Below are 14,950 nucleotides of genomic sequence, written 5' to 3'. Positions count from 1 at the left end.
CGGGGCGTCGAGGGCATCAGGGCAAGCGTGGCCATCATCATTTCCCTTGCGGCGTGGTCGTCGGACGGCGCAGCGCCAGAAACAGCCGCTCCAGCGGCAGGCGCACCATGTTGTCCAACGCACCGGTAAACAGGATCACCAGCGCTTGAATCACCACGATCAGCTCGCGCGGGATGTTCGTCCACAGCGCCAACTCGGCGCCGCCCTGGTACAGAAATCCGAACAGGATCGACGCCAGGAAAACGCCAAACGGGTGAGACCGGCCCATCAGCGCCACGGCGATGCCGATGAAGCCGGCGCCCTCGGTCGCGTTCAGCACCAGCCGTTCCGCCTCGCCCATCACGTTGTTGATCGCCATCATCCCGGCCAACCCGCCGGAAATCAGCATCGCGATCATCGTGATCCGCACCGGAGAGATCCCGGCATAGCGCGCGCCGTTTTCCGAATGCCCATAGGCGCGGATTTCATAGCCCAGCCGCGTGCGCCAGATCAGCACCCAGACCAACACGCAGGCCGCCAGCGCGACCAGAAGCGAGATATTGGCCGGGGCCGCCTTGGAAAATTCAATGCCCAAAGGCGCCAGCAACTCGTGCAGCGTGGGCAGGTGCATGGCGGGGGCAAACCGCTCGGTCGCTGGGTCCATCGCGCCTTCGGGGCGCATCGCGGTGACCAGCATATAGTTCAGCACCGCGGCGGCGATGAAGTTGAACATAATCGTGGTGATTACGATGTGGCTGCCGCGTTTCGCCTGTAACCACGCGGGCAGCGCCGCCCAGGCCGCTCCAAAGATACCGGCGGAAATCGTGGCTGCGATCAGCGCCAGCGACCAATGCGGCCAAGGCACGTACAGGCAGGCAATCGCCACGCCCAATCCGCCCAGCATGGCCTGGCCTTCGCCGCCGATGTTGAACAGCCGCGCGTGAAAGGCGACCGCCACGGCCAGCCCGGTGAACATGAAATTGGTGGCGTAATAGAGCGTATAGCCCCAGCCATAGGTCGATCCCAGCGCGCCATCTACCATCAGCGTCACGGCGGCGACCGGGTCCTCTCCGATGCCAAGGATCACCAGCGCCGACAGGATTGCCGCCAGCAAAAGCGAGATCAGCGGCACCAATACCACCTCGGCCCATTTTGGCATCACGTCCATGGCGGGCCCTTCCTGCTCTGTACCGCTCTGCGCCGGCTCTGCCTGTAGGCGAAACGCGGGGGGGTGCGGGGGGGCATCGCCCCCCCGCTTCGGTCGGATCGCGCAGCGATCCGAAACACCGCAGTCGCACTCATGCCGCTTCCCCCGACATCCCGGCCATCAGCAGGCCAAGCTCGGTCTCGTCCGTTTCCGCAGGTAGCCGCTCGCCCATGATCTGCCCGTCGAACATCACCGCGATCCGGTCGGACAGCGAAAATATCTCGTCCAACTCGACCGAGACCAGCAGGATCGCCTTGCCCGCATCGCGCAGGGCCACGATCTGCTGGTGAATGAATTCGATGGCGCCGATGTCGACACCGCGCGTCGGCTGGCCGATCAGCAGCAGGTCGGGATTGCGCTCGATCTCGCGCGCCACCACGATCTTCTGCTGGTTTCCGCCGGAAAAATTCTTGGCCGTCAGCCACGGGTCCGGCGGGCGCACGTCAAAGCGCGCCATCTTGTCTTCGGTGTCGCGCCGCATCTCGGCGTGGTTCATCATCCCGCCCGCGCCGCAGAACCGCGCGTCGCGGTGATAGCCGAAGGCGATGTTTTCCCAGGCGTGGTAGGCCATGATCAGCCCTTCACGCTGGCGGTCTTCGGGCACATGAGCGATGCCGTCGGCGCGCCGCGCCTGCCCGTCGGCGCCATGCCCCGACAGCGGCAGCGCCCGCCCGTTGATCGACACCGCGCCCGCGCCCTCGCGCATGCCGCCCAGCACCTCCAGCAGTTCGGATTGCCCGTTGCCCGCGACACCCGCGATGCCCAGGATCTCTCCGGCGCGCACCTCAAGGTCGATGCCGCGCAGCCGTTCGACGCCCGCGCCGTCACGCACCCGCAGATCGCGCACTTCCAGCACCGGCTTGCCGGGCCGGGCCGGGGCCTTGTCGACGCGCAGCAGCACCTTGCGGCCCACCATCAGTTCGGCCAGCTCTTCCGGCCCGGTTTCGGCCGTCCTGACCGTTGCGGTCATCTCGCCGCGCCGCATCACGCTGACGCTGTCGGTGATCTCCATGATCTCGCGCAGCTTGTGGGTGATCAGGATCACCGTCTTGCCTTCGTCGCGCAGGCGCCGCAGGATGCGGAACAGTTGATCCGCCTCGGCAGGCGTGAGCACGCCGGTCGGTTCGTCAAGGATCAGAATGTCGGCTTCGCGGTACAGGGCTTTCAGGATTTCGACGCGCTGCTGCTTGCCCACGCCGATCTCTTCGATCACCGAATCCGGGTCGACGTTCAGCCCATAGTCGCGCTCCAGCTCCAGCAGGCTGCGCCGCGCCTTTGCCAACGAGGGCCGCAGCAACCCGCCGCCTTCCGCGCCCAGAATGATGTTTTCCAGAACAGTGAAATTCTCGACCAGTTTGAAATGCTGGAAGACCATCCCGATTCCGGCCGCGATGGCAGCCTGGCTGTCGGGAATATCGACCTTCTTGCCGTGGATCAGGATGTCGCCGGCATCGGCCTTGTAGAACCCGTAAAGGATACTCATCAGCGTGGACTTGCCCGCGCCGTTTTCGCCGATAATGCCATGAATGGTGCCGGGCATCACCCGGATCGAAATGTTCTTGTTGGCCTGAACCGGGCCAAAGGCCTTGGAAATGCCCCGCAGTTCAATGGCCGGAGCAGCGGTCACCCGCTGCTCCGTTGGTTCGGCGCCTGCCATGCTCAGAAGCTCAGGGCAGGGCAGCTGTCGTTTTCATAGTAGGACGTGACCGTGATCTCGCCGTCGATGATTTTCTGGCGGGCTTCGTCCACGGCGGCTTTCATCTCGTCGGTGACCAGATCGGCGTTGTTGTCATCCAGCGCATAGCCCACGCCGTCCTCGGCCAGACCCATGGTGAAGACGCCGGTTTCCACCGCGTCGCCGGCCTTCATCGCCTCGTAGACGGCCACGTCGACGCGCTTCAGCATCGAGGTCAGCACCTTGCCCGGATGCAGGTGGTTCTGGTTGCTGTCCACGCCGATCGACAGAATGCCTTCGTCGGCGGCTGTTTGCAGCACGCCTACGCCGGTGCCGCCCGCAGCGGCATAGATCACGTCGGCGCCCTGGCTGATCTGCGCCTTGGTCAGCTCGGATCCCTTCACCGGGTCGTTCCAGGCGGCGGGGGTGGTGCCTGTCATGTTGGCGACGATTTTGGCGTCGGGGTTCACGGCCTTCACGCCTTGGGCATAGCCGCAGCCAAAGTGGCGGATCAGCGGAACGTCCATCCCGCCCACGAAGCCGACGGTGCCGGATTTCGACGCCATCGCGGCCATCATGCCCACAAGGTACGACCCTTCATGTTCGGCAAAGGCGACCTGACGCAGATTCGGCACGTCCAGCCAGCTGACGTCGATCACGACGAATTTGGTGTCGGGATAGTCGGGTGCAACGGTGCTGAGCGGGTCGGCCATGGCAAAGCCCATGGTCACAATCGGGTTGGCGCCAGCCTCGGCAAAGCGGCGCAGCGCCTGTTCGCGCTGGGCTTCGGACTGCAGTTCGATCTCGCGGTAGGTGCCGCCGGTTTCTTCGGCCCAGCGTTCGGCGCCGGTATAGGCGGCTTCGTTGAAGGATTTGTCAAACTTGCCGCCGAGGTCGAAGATCAGCGCGGGTTCGGCAAGGGACGCACCAGCCGTCAGCGCAAGGCTCGCGGCCGCGCCCAGAAGCGATTTCATCAATGTCATCTTGTAGTCTCCCGGTTCTAGGTCATTGGGGTCGCACGCCTGCGGCGCCGCCCGGTCGGCAGTTTCATCTGCAATGGTTCAAATAAGGCCGCAGGCGGGGGATGGGTCAACCGCTTTTTGGCCTGTCGGGGGGCGTTGGGCGGGTGTCGTCAGGTCAGCGTGCGCTGCATGACCACCGCATCGACATGGGTGCCGTCAGGGTGGGCGTAATAGCCTTTGCGCCGCCCGGCCTCGACATAACCGCAAGTGGCATAAAGCGCCTGTGCACCTTTATTATCGGCGGCGACTTCCAGAAAGGCGCGGGTGGCTCCCCGGCGCGCGGCCTCGGCTTGCCAGTCTTGCATCACTGCCCGCGCCAGCCCTTGCCGCCGCAGGGCCGGATCGGTGGCGATGGTCAGCAACTCGGCCTCGTCATGGATGACCGAGACCAACGCAAACGCACGGGTGTCGCCCATGGCGAAGGTGCCGGGCCGCTCCAGCATGGTGCGGAATTCGCCTGCTGACCACGGCCGGGGGACACGGAACGCCTGCAGGTGCAGGGCGGCCATCTGCTCGGGCGTCATCAATCGAGCATTACCGGAGGCGCATCCCGCGCCGGGGCCGCATCGGCGGCGCGCAGGTACAGCGGCTCGGGTGGGGTAATCTCTCCCTCAGCAGCCTGAGCAAGTCGGGCAATTGCGACGGCAAGGCTGTGGATCGGGGCGGTATGGGCGGCCAGTGCGTCGTCCGCATAGGTCAGGATCGGACCCTGCGGCACCTGTTCGAGCGCCAGCGTTTCGGTTGTCATCGCACCTGCCGCGTCAAAACGGCCAAGGTAGAACCGGCCCCCCGTGGCGGGCACCGCCGCCAGCGCGGGGCGGGGCGCGTCCAGCGCGGCGGCGTGCAGCGTATCGACTCCGACTGCCGGAATGCCAAGGCCCAGCGACAAACCCCGCGCGGCGGACACGGCGATGCGGATACCGGTAAAGTTACCGGGGCCGATGCCCACGCCGATGCGGGTCAGGTCACCCCAGCCCGCACCCGCGTCGCCCAGCACCTCTTGCAGCAGCGGCATCAGCCGTTCGGCTTGCCCCCGGGCCATCGGCTCGACCCGTTCGGCCAGAACGCGGGTGCCCGACAGCAAAGCGGCCGCGCAATGCGCGGCCGATGTGTCAAAGCCAAGGATCAATCCGTCAGACGGCAACCGGGCGAACCTCGGTCACCTCGGGGATGTAGTGGCGCAGCAGGTTCTCGATTCCCATTTTGAGCGTCAGGGTCGAAGACGGGCAGCCCGCGCAGGCACCCTGCATGTGCAGGTAGACCACTCCGCGGTCAAAGCCGTGGAAGGTGATATCGCCACCGTCCTGGGCCACTGCGGGGCGCACGCGGCTGTCGAGCAATTCCTTGATCTGGCCGACGATTTCACCGTCTTCCCCGGTGTGCTCGGCATGGCCCGAGCCGGTGGACTGGCCTTCGTCGATCACCGGCTGGCCCGACTGGAAATGTTCCATGATGGCGCCAAGGATCGCGGGTTTCACATGATCCCAGTCGACGCTGTCGGCCTTGGTCACGGTCACGAAATCGTTGCCGAAGAACACGCCCTCGATACCATCGACTGCGAAGATACGGCTTGCCAGCGGGGATTTGCCCGCCGTGTCGGCGCTGGGGAAATCGGCGGTGCCCATCTCAAGCACGGTCTGCCCCGGCAGAAATTTCAGCGTCGCGGGGTTCGGGGTCGATTCGGTCTGGATGAACATGGGCTCTCTCCACTGGTTTGACCCTGATATGCGGGTGCGGGGGGAAACTGTCAAGCAGTTGGAATGGTTCTAAACTGAACGTGACGGCCTAAGTGATGGCTTCGAGCTTTTCTTTCGACAGGTCGCCCGGCACGATCGTGATCGGGATCGGCAGCGACCCGGCAGATCGCGTCATCTGGGTCACCAGCGGTCCGGGGCCCTTCTTGTCGGTGCCCGCGCCCAGCACCAGAACACCGATTTCCGGGTCTTCGCGCACCTGTTCGATGATTTCGGCCACCGGCTCGCCCTCGCGGATCACCAACTCGGGGTCGATGCCCTGCTTGTCACGCATCCACTTGGCAAATACCTCGAAATGCGCGTGAATCCTCTCGCGCGCCTCTTCCCGCATGATGTCGCCGACGCCGATCCAGTGGTTGAATTCATCTGGAGGGATCACCGACAGGATGGCCACGCCGCCGCCGGTGTGCGCCGCCCGCATCGCGGCAAAACGCATGGCGTTCAGACATTCGCGGCTGTCATCCAGCACGACCAGAAACTTGCGCATTCAATGCTCCTGCGTTGAGCGCGGATCATGACGCAACCGCCCGCGCGGCGCAATAGAAAGAGGTTAATCGTCAGGGCGCGCCGCTTGCGGGCGCCGGAACGACCGATGCGTCAAAGGCCGCCCCGAGCCTGCATCCACCAGCACCGGATCCAGCCGCTCTCCGGTGTCACGGTCGCGCAGGTGGGGGCTGTTTCCATCTCCCAGCGGATCCCAGGTTTCGGTCCACTTGATCAGTGTCACCAGCACCGGATGCAGGGCAAGGCCCTTTTCCGTAAGGCGGTATTCGTAGCGTGGCGGACGTTCCTGATACTGCTTGCGCTCCAGCACGCCTGCGCTTTCCAGCTTGCGCAACCGGTCGGCGAGAACGTGGCGCGTAATGCCCAATCGCTTCTGAAACGCATCGAACCTGCGAACGCCTTGGAAACAATCTCTTAACACCAGCATGGTCCAACGGTCCCCGATGACCGAGAGGCCACGAGCGACAGGGCATGATTCTTCGTTCAGGTCATTCCAACGCATGAGGCACATCTAGCACGGGTTGACAGGTTCCGAAAGGGAACTTACTGCTTTGATGGTTCCAAAACGGAACCCACTTGGAAAGCGAGGGCATGACATGGGCGATCTGAGCACGACCGGGACAACCACGCGCACGCGCAGCTATGACTACGCGGTGGCGGGGCTGAACCTTGCGGCGGCCCGCGTCCTAAGCGGGCTTGAGTACCTGCTGGCGCTGACCCGGGGCGAGTTTGGCAACCGCCCGTCGATGGGCGACACGATGAACATGTCGATCCCCTTCGATCTGTCCCACGGTCACGCGGTGATCGAGGGCACGCCGGCGGATTACCTGCTGAACCCGATGGGTGCGGTGCATGGCGGCTGGGCCGCGACGCTGCTGGATTCGGCAACCGGCGTGGCGGTGCACACCGCGCTTCCGGCGGGGGTGGGCTATACCACTGCGGATCTGAAGGTGAACTACACCCGCGCCATCCGCCCCGGCACCGGCACCCTGCGGGCCGAGGGCCGCGTGATCCACGTTGGGCGCCAGATGGCGACGGCCGAGGCGCGGTTGACCGGCGTGGCAGACGGCAAGCTGTACGCTCATGCCACCGCCACCTGCTTCCTGTTCCCGAACCCCGCGGGACCAAACGCATGAGCGCGGCCATTACCGACCCCGACAGCCTGGCCGCCGATGCCCGCGCCGCGCGCACGCAACTGTTGCTGACCGGCCCGGTCGGGGCCACGCTGGCGCGGTTGGCGGCGCCCAATATCCTTGCCATGCTGGTATCGGCTGCGATGAACATCTCCGAGGCCGCGTTCGCCGGGATGATCGGCGTGTCGGCGCTGGCCGGAATCGCGCTGGTCTATCCGCTGGTGATGCTGGTGCAGATGCTGTCGGCCGGGTCGATGGGCGGGGCGATTTCCTCGGCCGTGTCACGCGCGCTGGGCGCCGGAGAGGCCGCGCGCGCCGGGCGGCTGGTGGTGGCCGCATGGGTCATCGCGGGTACGATTGCACTGGCCTTCGCCGTGGTGCTCCTACTGTTCGGCGCACCAATGTTCTCTGCGCTCTCCGGCGGAGGCGAAGCCGGGCAACAGGCGCTCTCCTATGCGATGATCTACTTTCCGGGCTGCATCGCCGTCTGGCTGACGCATTCGACGCTGTCGGTGATCCGGGGGTGCGGGAACATGGCGATGCCCTCGCTGCTGCTGACGGGGGCCTCGATTGCGACGATCCCGTTGTCGGGGGCGCTGGCGCTGGGCTGGGGGCCGTTTCCGGCGCTGGGCCTTGCGGGGCTGTCGCTGGGCCAGATCAGCGTCTTCGCTGTGACCGCACTCATCGCGGTTTTCTATGTCGCCTCGGGGCGCGCGGGGCTGCGTGTGTCGGGCATCGGGCTGGGCTTGCGCCATTTCGCCGACATCCTGCGGGTGGGCGCGGCATCGTCGCTGAACGCCTTGCAGACGGTCATCACCATCGTCGCGATCACCGCAATTGTCGGCCAGTTCGGAGAGGCGGCGCTGGCCGGGTATGGCCTTGGCGCGCGGCTGGAATTCATCATGGTGCCGGTGGTCTTTGGCGTCGGCGCGGCGATGACGGCCATGGTTGGCGCCAATATGGGCGCGGGCAACCGTGATCGGGCGCTGCGCATCGGCTGGACCGGATCGGTGGCAGCGGGCGCCATCGTCGGCGGCGTCGGGCTGTTCTTTGCGCTGTTCCCCGACCTGTGGCTGGGCCTCTTCTTGGAACCCGACAACGTGGCGGCTCTGGCCGCGGGGCGCAGCTATTTCCGCACCGTGGCCCCGTTCTATGCGCTGTTCGCGCTGGGCCTTGCGCTGTATTTCGCAAGCCAGGGCGCGGGGCGGGTGTTCTGGCCGATCCTGGGCGGCGGCGCGCGCATGATCGTGGCCATCGGCGGCGCACTGGTGCTGACCAGCGCCGGTTTCGGGCTGGGCGGCGCGTTCGTCGCCATCGCGGGCGGCATGGCGGCCTATGGTCTGGTGACGGCCGTGGGGATCGCGCTGACCCGCTGGAGGTAGGCGCGATCCCGGTGCCTTATTCCGCCGCTTCGGCGTAATCCTCCATCGGCGGGCAGATGCAGACAAGGTTCCGGTCGCCGTAAACGTTGTCGACCCGGTTCACCGGCGGCCAGTATTTGTCGACCCGGAAGGCCCCCGGAGGGAAACAGCCCTGCTCGCGGGTATAGGGGCGGTCCCACTCGCGCACGAGGTCTTCCATCGTGTGCGGCGCGTTCTTCAGCGGGTTGTTGTCGCGGTCGATCCGGCCTTCTTCGATCTCGCGAATTTCGGCGCGGATCGCCAGCATCGCATCGCAGAAGCGGTCCAATTCAGCCTTGGTTTCGCTTTCGGTGGGTTCGATCATCAGCGTACCCGCGACCGGCCAGCTCATCGTCGGGGCGTGAAATCCGCAATCGACCAACCGCTTGGCGATGTCATCCACCGTGACGCCCGCGCTGTCGGCAAAGGGACGGGTGTCGATGATGCATTCATGCGCCACGCGCCCCTGCTTGCCGCGATACAGAACCTTGTACGCGCCTTCCAGCCGCTGCGCGATGTAGTTGGCGTTCAGGATTGCGACGCGCGTTGCCTGTGTCAGACCTTCGCCGCCCATCATCAGGCAATAGGCCCATGAAATCGGCAGGAGAGAGGGCGAACCATAGGGCGCGGCCGAGACCGGGCCCTCGGTCCCGCCGGTCGAGGGGTGGCCGGGCAAATGCGGCACCAGATGCGCCTTGACCCCGATCGGGCCCATGCCGGGGCCGCCGCCGCCATGCGGAATGCAGAACGTCTTGTGCAAGTTCAGGTGGCTGACATCGCCGCCAAGGTCGCCGGGGCGCGACAGGCCGACCATCGCGTTCATGTTGGCCCCGTCGATATAGACCTGCCCGCCGTGGTCATGCGTGATGTCGCAGACCTCGCGCACGGTTTCCTCGAACACGCCGTGGGTGCTGGGATAGGTGATCATGCAGCCGGCAAGGTTGTCGGCGTGCTGCGCGGCCTTGGCGCGGAAATCGTCAAGGTCGATGTCACCGTTGGCGGCCGATTTCACCGGCACCACCTTCCAGCCGACCATCTGGGCGCTGGCGGGGTTTGTGCCATGCGCGCTCATCGGGATCAGGCAGATGTTGCGGTGGCCCTGATCGTTGGCGCGGTGGAAGGCCGCGATGGTCAGCAGCCCCGCATATTCGCCCTGTGCGCCGGAGTTCGGCTGCATGGAAATCGCGGCATAGCCGGTGATCTCGCACAGCTTGGCCGACAGGTCGCCGATCACCTCGGCATAGCCCTGCGCCTGATCGGCGGGGGCAAAGGGGTGCAGCCGCGCGAATTCGCGCCAGGTGATCGCCTCCATCTCGGCGGCGGCGTTCAGCTTCATCGTGCAGGACCCGAGCGGGATCATCGCGCGGTCCAGCGCCAGATCACGGTCCGCCAGACGGCGCATGTAGCGCATCATCTCGGTCTCGGCCCGGTTCATGTGGAAAATCGGGTGTTCCAGGTAGGTCGATCTGCGCAGCAGACCCTCGGGCAGGCGGTATTCGGGGGCGAAATCGTCGTCCGGCATGACGATGCCGAAGGCGCGCCAGACCTTTTCGATTGTGGCGGGGCGGGTGCATTCATCCAGCGTGATGCCCACGCGGGTGTCGCCCACGCGGCGCAGGTTGATGCCTTCGCGTACAGCCGCCTGCAACACGCCGCGCTGCAACAGCCCCACGTCAACCGTCACCGTGTCAAAGTACACGTCGGGTTCCACCTTGAACCCTGCCTTTTCCAGCCCCTTGGCCAGCCGAACCGTCTTGCGATGGATACGCTGGGCAATGGCGCGCAGCCCCTCGGGGCCGTGGAATACCGCGTAGAACGACGCCATCACGGCCAGCAGCGCCTGCGCGGTACAGACGTTCGAGGTCGCCTTTTCGCGGCGGATGTGCTGTTCGCGGGTTTGCAGAGACAGGCGATAGGCGCGGTTGCCATGGCTGTCGATGCTGACACCCACGATCCGGCCCGGCATGTTGCGCGCGTATTGCTGTTTCGTTGCCATATAGGCCGCGTGCGGGCCGCCATAGCCGAAGGGCACGCCGAAGCGTTGCGTGGTGCCCACGGCAATGTCGGCGCCCATTGCGCCGGGTTCCTTCAGCATGGTCAGGGCCAGGATGTCGGCGGCCATCACGGCAATCGCCTTGGCGTCGTGCAGGGCGGCGATGGTGTCGGTGAAATCGCGCAGGTGGCCATGGGTGCCGGGATACTGGAACAGCGCGCCGAATACGGCGGATGGGTCCAGATCCTCGGGCGCGCCGACGATCACCTCTATCCCCAGCGGCGCGGCGCGGGTCTGGATCACGGCGATGTTCTGCGGGTGGCAGTTTTCATCGACAAAGAACGCCCCGGCCTTCGATTTCGCGACCCGCTGGGCCATGGTCATCGCCTCGGCGCAGGCGGTCGATTCATCCAGCAGCGAGGCATTGGCGATTTCCAGCCCGGTCAGGTCGCTGACCATCGTCTGAAAATTCAGCAGCGCCTCAAGCCGGCCCTGGCTGATTTCCGGCTGGTACGGCGTGTACGCCGTGTACCACGCCGGGTTTTCCAGGATGTTGCGCTGGATCGCGGGCGGCGTGACCGTGCCGTGGTATCCCTGACCGATCAGCGAGGTCAGCACCTTGTTCTTGCTGGCAGTTTTCCGCATCCGGTACAGCAATTCGCGTTCCGACAGCGGCTTGCCGAAATCCAGCGGGTTTTCCTGCCGGATTGCGCGCGGCACGGTTTCGTCAATCAGCGCGTCCAGATCGGCCACGCCCACCACCTTCAGCATCTCGGCCATTTCGGCGGGCGAGGGGCCGATGTGGCGGCGGTTGGCGAAATCGTAGGGCAGGTAATCGGTGGGTTCGTAGGGCATGGATGCCTCCGCTGTGTCAGCTCGCGCGATGGGAGAGTACGTTTATCAAGGTGCCGGCCGGGTCGCGCAGATAGAACCGGCGCACGCCCCAGGGTTCGTCGGCGGGGCCGTAGTCGGGTGTCAGGCCAAGGGCGCGGACCCGGGCCAGACAGGCGTCGATGTCGTCGACCTCGATCGACAGGGCGGGCACTGGCGTGTCCGATCCGCCCTGCGACATGAATGAGGCCTGTGCCGTCTGCCCGCCTTCGCCCACCAGCGTCACGATCCACCCCATGTCCATCCCTGTGTTCAGGTCAAAGACATCGCGGTAGAACCGGGCCACCGCCCCCGGATCCGGGGTGGCGATGTTGGCGACGATGCGGCGGACGGCCATGGGCCTAGTCTCCGATGAAGTCCTTGTAGGCGGCGTCGTCCATGTAGTCGTCCATCGGCGACAGGTCGGACGGCTTGATCTTGAAGAACCACGCCGCGCCGGTCGGGTCTTCGTTCACCTTGCCGGGGTCGTCGGTCAGGGCGGAATTCACCTCGACGATTTCGCCGTCCAGCGGGGCCAGGATGTCCGATGCCGCCTTGACGCTTTCGATCACGACAACCTCGTCGTCCTTGCTGACCTCGGTGCCTTCCTCGGGCAGCTCGATGAACACCACGTCGCCCAGTTGCTCGGCCGCGTATTCGGTGATGCCGACGACGATCAGATCGCCTTCTTCAAGCAGCCATTCATGCTCTTCGGTATATTTCATGCCAGTTCGATCCTCTCCTGGGTCTTGTTTGGATTAGCGTTTGAAACGGGCCTCGACAAAGGGCAGGGCGGTCACGGTGACCGGCAGCCGCTTGCCGCGCAATTCGCCATATAGCGTGGTTCCCGGCTCGGCCATGTCGGTGGGCACATATCCCATCGCGACGGGGCCGCCCACGGTGGGGCCGAACCCGCCCGAGGTGATGCGCCCGATCTCGGAACCGCCCTCGGCCGCGGCGAACAGCGGCACGCCCTCGCGCATGGGCGCGCGGCCCTCGGGGCGCAGGCCCACGCGTTTTCGCGGCGCGCCTTCCGTAAGCTCGGCAAGGATCGGCTCGGCCCCGGGAAACCCGCCTTCGCGGGCGCCACCGCTGCGGCGTACCTTCTGGATCGCCCATGTCAGCGCGGCCTCGGATGGTGTGGTGCCATCGTCGATGTCATGACCGTAAAGGCACAGCCCGGCCTCGAGCCGCAGCGAATCCCGCGCGCCAAGGCCGATCGGCATCACGTCGTCATGGGCCAGCAGCGCGCGGGCCAGCGCCTCGGCGCTGTCGGCGGGCACCGAGATTTCATAGCCGTCTTCGCCGGTATACCCCGAGCGCGAGACCCAGCATTCCACACCGTCAATCGTCAGCGTCGCGACATCCATGAACCGCATATCGGCGGCTTCGGGCGCGAGCGAGGCCAGCACCGACTCGGCCGCCGGGCCTTGCAGGGCCAGCAGCGCACGGTTGGTGATGGCCGAAACGTTCAGCGCCGGCTCCAGCGCGGCCTTCATATTGGCAAGGTCGTCGTCCTTGCAGGCGGCGTTTACCACCACGAACAGGTGATCGCCGCGATTGGCGAACATGAGGTCGTCCATGATCCCGCCGTCGGGATTGGTGAACAGCCCGTATCGCTGGCGGTTCTCGCCCAGCCCCAGCACATCCATCGGCACCAGCGTTTCAAAGGCGATGGCAATCGCCTCCCACGCGTCCCCGTCGATGACGACCTGACCCATATGGCTGACATCGAACAACCCGGCCTTGTCGCGGGTGTGCTGGTGTTCGGCCATGATTCCGGCGGGAAACTGCACCGGCATTTCATATCCGGCAAAGGGCACCATCTTGCCCCCCAGTTCGACATGCAGCGCGTGCAGCGGCGTTTTCAAAAGCTCTGTCATACCCGATCCAAATATCAGGCCGATGTGATTCTCAAGAAAATCATCCGGCATCAGCATTTCGCACCGGTGGCGACCGATACGCGCGATACCCCCTCTGTCCGTTTGCCTGAGATCGTTATCCCGTCGGCGGGCGCGCGGGGCGCCACTCTCCAGAGTTCAGATGCGACTGCGGTCCTGAAGCCTGAGAGTTTCCGGGGCGGTTGCTCCTTCGGCACCGGGCTGGCCCGGTTCTCCCACAATCACATGGCTGGTTCTAGCCGGGGCCAGCTGTGCTGGCAAGCCCCGGCAACCGGCCCCGTGCGGGGCCGAGGGCGCTTTACAGCGCGGCGGTCACCTGAATTTCCAGCAGAAGGCCGGGCAGCACCAGATCGGCGCGCACGGTGGCGCGGGACGGGGCCGGGTTACCATCCAGCCAGGCGGTCCAGGCTTCGTTGAAGGCGGCAAAGTTGGCCAGATCGGTGATCCAGACGGTCGCGGCCAGCAGGCGCGATTTGTCGGTCCCGGCGGCGGCCAGCTGGGTGTCGATCCGCTTGAAGATTTCGGCCGCCTGGGTGGCGAAATCGGCTTCGCGACTGTCGATGGCGACCTGGCCTGCCAGATAGGCGGTGCCGTTATAGGTGACGGCTTGCGACATGATGGGGCCGGATTCGATGTACTTGGGGTCGCTCATGCGATGTCCTTCTTGGAAAACCTGGTGGGTAAGGCGCCCCGGGGCGCCCGCGCGCGGACAATCGCGGTTTCGTGCGGTATGTGCAACCCGATGCCGGGGGGGCAGGGCGCCGATCAGCCTGCCTTGATCGCGGCCACGACTGCGGTGGTGGTGCGTTCGACATGGGTGCGGATGATGGTGGTCGCGGTCTCCACGTCCTTGTCCAGCGCGGCGGTCATCAGCGCGCGGTGTTCGGTGTGAATTTCGCGGGTCAGCACGGTGCGAATTCGGCTGAGACGACGAAACCGTTCGTGATGGGCGAACATGCTGGCCCGCGTCCGCAGCAACCAGACCGATGGGCAGGCCGCCACCAACGCCTCGTGAAACGCCTGGTTCAGCCCCTCCCAGCGGGCCATTTCCTCGACCCCTTGCCGTTCTGTGGTTTCCAGCCGTTCCAGCCGGTGAAAGGTGGTGATCACCTTTTCCTCCCACGCGGCATCGCCCAGAGGGATCGACAGCGCCAGCGCTTCGGCCTCCACCATCTTGCGCATATCACCAATTTCGCGCGCGTCCCGGGCGCTGAAGGCGGCCACGACAAAACCGCGCTGACCCAGGATTTCGACAAGGTATTCGCCGGCCAGCCGCGCCAGCGCCTCGCGGATCGGGCCCGACCCGATGTCATAGCGGGTCCGCAGCATTTCGATCTTCAGCTTCTGGCCAGGCGTCAGCGCACCCGATACGATATCTTCGCGCAGCAGGCGATAGGCCCGCTCGGCCGTCGTCTTTTCTTCGGGCGGGCTGGTTGGGGTCACAAGTGTCATCATGCTCTCCTGTCGCACCGGCATAGCGGCATATGGCCGCGAATTCCAGAATTTTCACAT

General features: G+C 65.4%; 16 protein-coding genes and 2 riboswitches. Of the genes, 2 read left to right on the top strand and 14 right to left on the bottom strand.

Features of this window, described 5'->3' with window-relative positions; translation table 11 throughout:
• Positions 1-37 precede the first annotated feature (37 nt).
• The 8 genes from FGK64_RS04265 to FGK64_RS04230 form a co-directional block, all read right to left on the bottom strand.
• Positions 38-1,147, bottom strand: a complete 1,110-nt coding sequence (locus FGK64_RS04265; RefSeq protein ID WP_138862530.1) for an ABC transporter permease — start codon at positions 1,145-1,147, stop codon at positions 38-40.
• Positions 1,148-1,277: 130 nt separating this feature from the next.
• Positions 1,278-2,843 (bottom strand): ABC transporter ATP-binding protein, encoded by a 1,566-nt coding sequence (locus FGK64_RS04260; RefSeq protein WP_138862529.1) that lies wholly within the window; start codon positions 2,841-2,843, stop codon positions 1,278-1,280.
• A gap of 2 nt (positions 2,844-2,845) precedes the next feature.
• The gene (locus tag FGK64_RS04255) at positions 2,846-3,844 is read right to left on the bottom strand and encodes a BMP family lipoprotein (protein WP_138862528.1); all 999 of its coding nucleotides are present in this window, start codon (positions 3,842-3,844) and stop codon (positions 2,846-2,848) included.
• Between the two features lie 149 nt (positions 3,845-3,993).
• The gene (locus tag FGK64_RS04250; protein ID WP_171053965.1) at positions 3,994-4,407 is read right to left on the bottom strand and encodes a GNAT family N-acetyltransferase; all 414 of its coding nucleotides are present in this window, start codon (positions 4,405-4,407) and stop codon (positions 3,994-3,996) included.
• Positions 4,407-5,027: a tRNA (adenosine(37)-N6)-threonylcarbamoyltransferase complex dimerization subunit type 1 TsaB gene (gene tsaB, locus FGK64_RS04245; RefSeq protein ID WP_138862527.1), complete on the bottom strand. Its 621-nt coding sequence runs from the start codon at positions 5,025-5,027 to the stop codon at positions 4,407-4,409. The genes FGK64_RS04250 and tsaB overlap by 1 nt, the downstream gene beginning before the upstream one ends.
• Positions 5,017-5,580: a NifU family protein gene (locus FGK64_RS04240; RefSeq protein ID WP_138862526.1), complete on the bottom strand. Its 564-nt coding sequence runs from the start codon at positions 5,578-5,580 to the stop codon at positions 5,017-5,019. The genes tsaB and FGK64_RS04240 overlap by 11 nt, the downstream gene beginning before the upstream one ends.
• A gap of 88 nt (positions 5,581-5,668) precedes the next feature.
• Positions 5,669-6,124: a universal stress protein gene (locus FGK64_RS04235; protein ID WP_138862525.1), complete on the bottom strand. Its 456-nt coding sequence runs from the start codon at positions 6,122-6,124 to the stop codon at positions 5,669-5,671.
• Positions 6,125-6,187: 63 nt separating this feature from the next.
• Positions 6,188-6,568, bottom strand: coding sequence for a winged helix-turn-helix transcriptional regulator (locus FGK64_RS04230; protein WP_246057672.1), 381 nt, complete (start codon positions 6,566-6,568; stop codon positions 6,188-6,190).
• A 169-nt stretch (positions 6,569-6,737) separates the two neighbouring features.
• Here FGK64_RS04230 and FGK64_RS04225 point away from each other — a divergent pair, with 169 nt between their 5' ends.
• Both FGK64_RS04225 and FGK64_RS04220 read left to right on the top strand, forming a co-directional pair.
• On the top strand, positions 6,738-7,277 hold the full coding sequence (locus FGK64_RS04225; protein WP_138862523.1) for a PaaI family thioesterase: 540 nt from the start codon (positions 6,738-6,740) through the stop codon (positions 7,275-7,277).
• The gene (locus FGK64_RS04220) at positions 7,274-8,656 is read left to right on the top strand and encodes an MATE family efflux transporter (protein WP_138862522.1); all 1,383 of its coding nucleotides are present in this window, start codon (positions 7,274-7,276) and stop codon (positions 8,654-8,656) included. Before FGK64_RS04225 ends, FGK64_RS04220 begins: the two co-directional genes overlap by 4 nt.
• A 16-nt stretch (positions 8,657-8,672) precedes the next feature.
• Here FGK64_RS04220 and gcvP read toward each other — a convergent pair whose 3' ends face one another.
• From gcvP to FGK64_RS04190, 6 genes are all read right to left on the bottom strand, one after another.
• Positions 8,673-11,522, bottom strand: coding sequence for an aminomethyl-transferring glycine dehydrogenase (gcvP, locus tag FGK64_RS04215; RefSeq protein ID WP_138862521.1), 2,850 nt, complete (start codon positions 11,520-11,522; stop codon positions 8,673-8,675).
• 16 nt (positions 11,523-11,538) lie between these two features.
• Entirely contained in the window at positions 11,539-11,895 is a 357-nt protein-coding gene (locus FGK64_RS04210) for a VOC family protein (RefSeq protein WP_138862520.1), read from the bottom strand.
• A 4-nt stretch (positions 11,896-11,899) separates the two neighbouring features.
• Entirely contained in the window at positions 11,900-12,262 is a 363-nt protein-coding gene (gene gcvH / locus FGK64_RS04205) for a glycine cleavage system protein GcvH (protein ID WP_138862519.1), read from the bottom strand.
• Between the two features lie 33 nt (positions 12,263-12,295).
• Positions 12,296-13,420, bottom strand: coding sequence for a glycine cleavage system aminomethyltransferase GcvT (gene gcvT / locus FGK64_RS04200; RefSeq protein WP_138862518.1), 1,125 nt, complete (start codon positions 13,418-13,420; stop codon positions 12,296-12,298).
• An 84-nt stretch (positions 13,421-13,504) separates the two neighbouring features.
• Positions 13,505-13,579: riboswitch (glycine riboswitch) on the bottom strand.
• Positions 13,580-13,666, bottom strand: a riboswitch (glycine riboswitch). It lies immediately after the preceding riboswitch.
• 70 nt (positions 13,667-13,736) lie between these two features.
• A complete protein-coding gene (locus FGK64_RS04195; RefSeq protein ID WP_138862517.1) occupies positions 13,737-14,090 on the bottom strand; it encodes a RidA family protein in 354 nt (117 codons plus the stop codon).
• 113 nt (positions 14,091-14,203) lie between these two features.
• Positions 14,204-14,890, bottom strand: coding sequence for a GntR family transcriptional regulator (locus FGK64_RS04190; protein WP_138862516.1), 687 nt, complete (start codon positions 14,888-14,890; stop codon positions 14,204-14,206).
• Between the last annotated feature and the right edge of the window lie 60 nt (positions 14,891-14,950).

The sequence above is a fragment of the Arenibacterium halophilum genome, assembly GCF_005938225.1.
In the GTDB taxonomy this organism is placed as follows: Bacteria; Pseudomonadota; Alphaproteobacteria; order Rhodobacterales; family Rhodobacteraceae; genus Arenibacterium; species Arenibacterium halophilum.
This window is presented reverse-complemented; position numbering and strand designations above follow the sequence as displayed.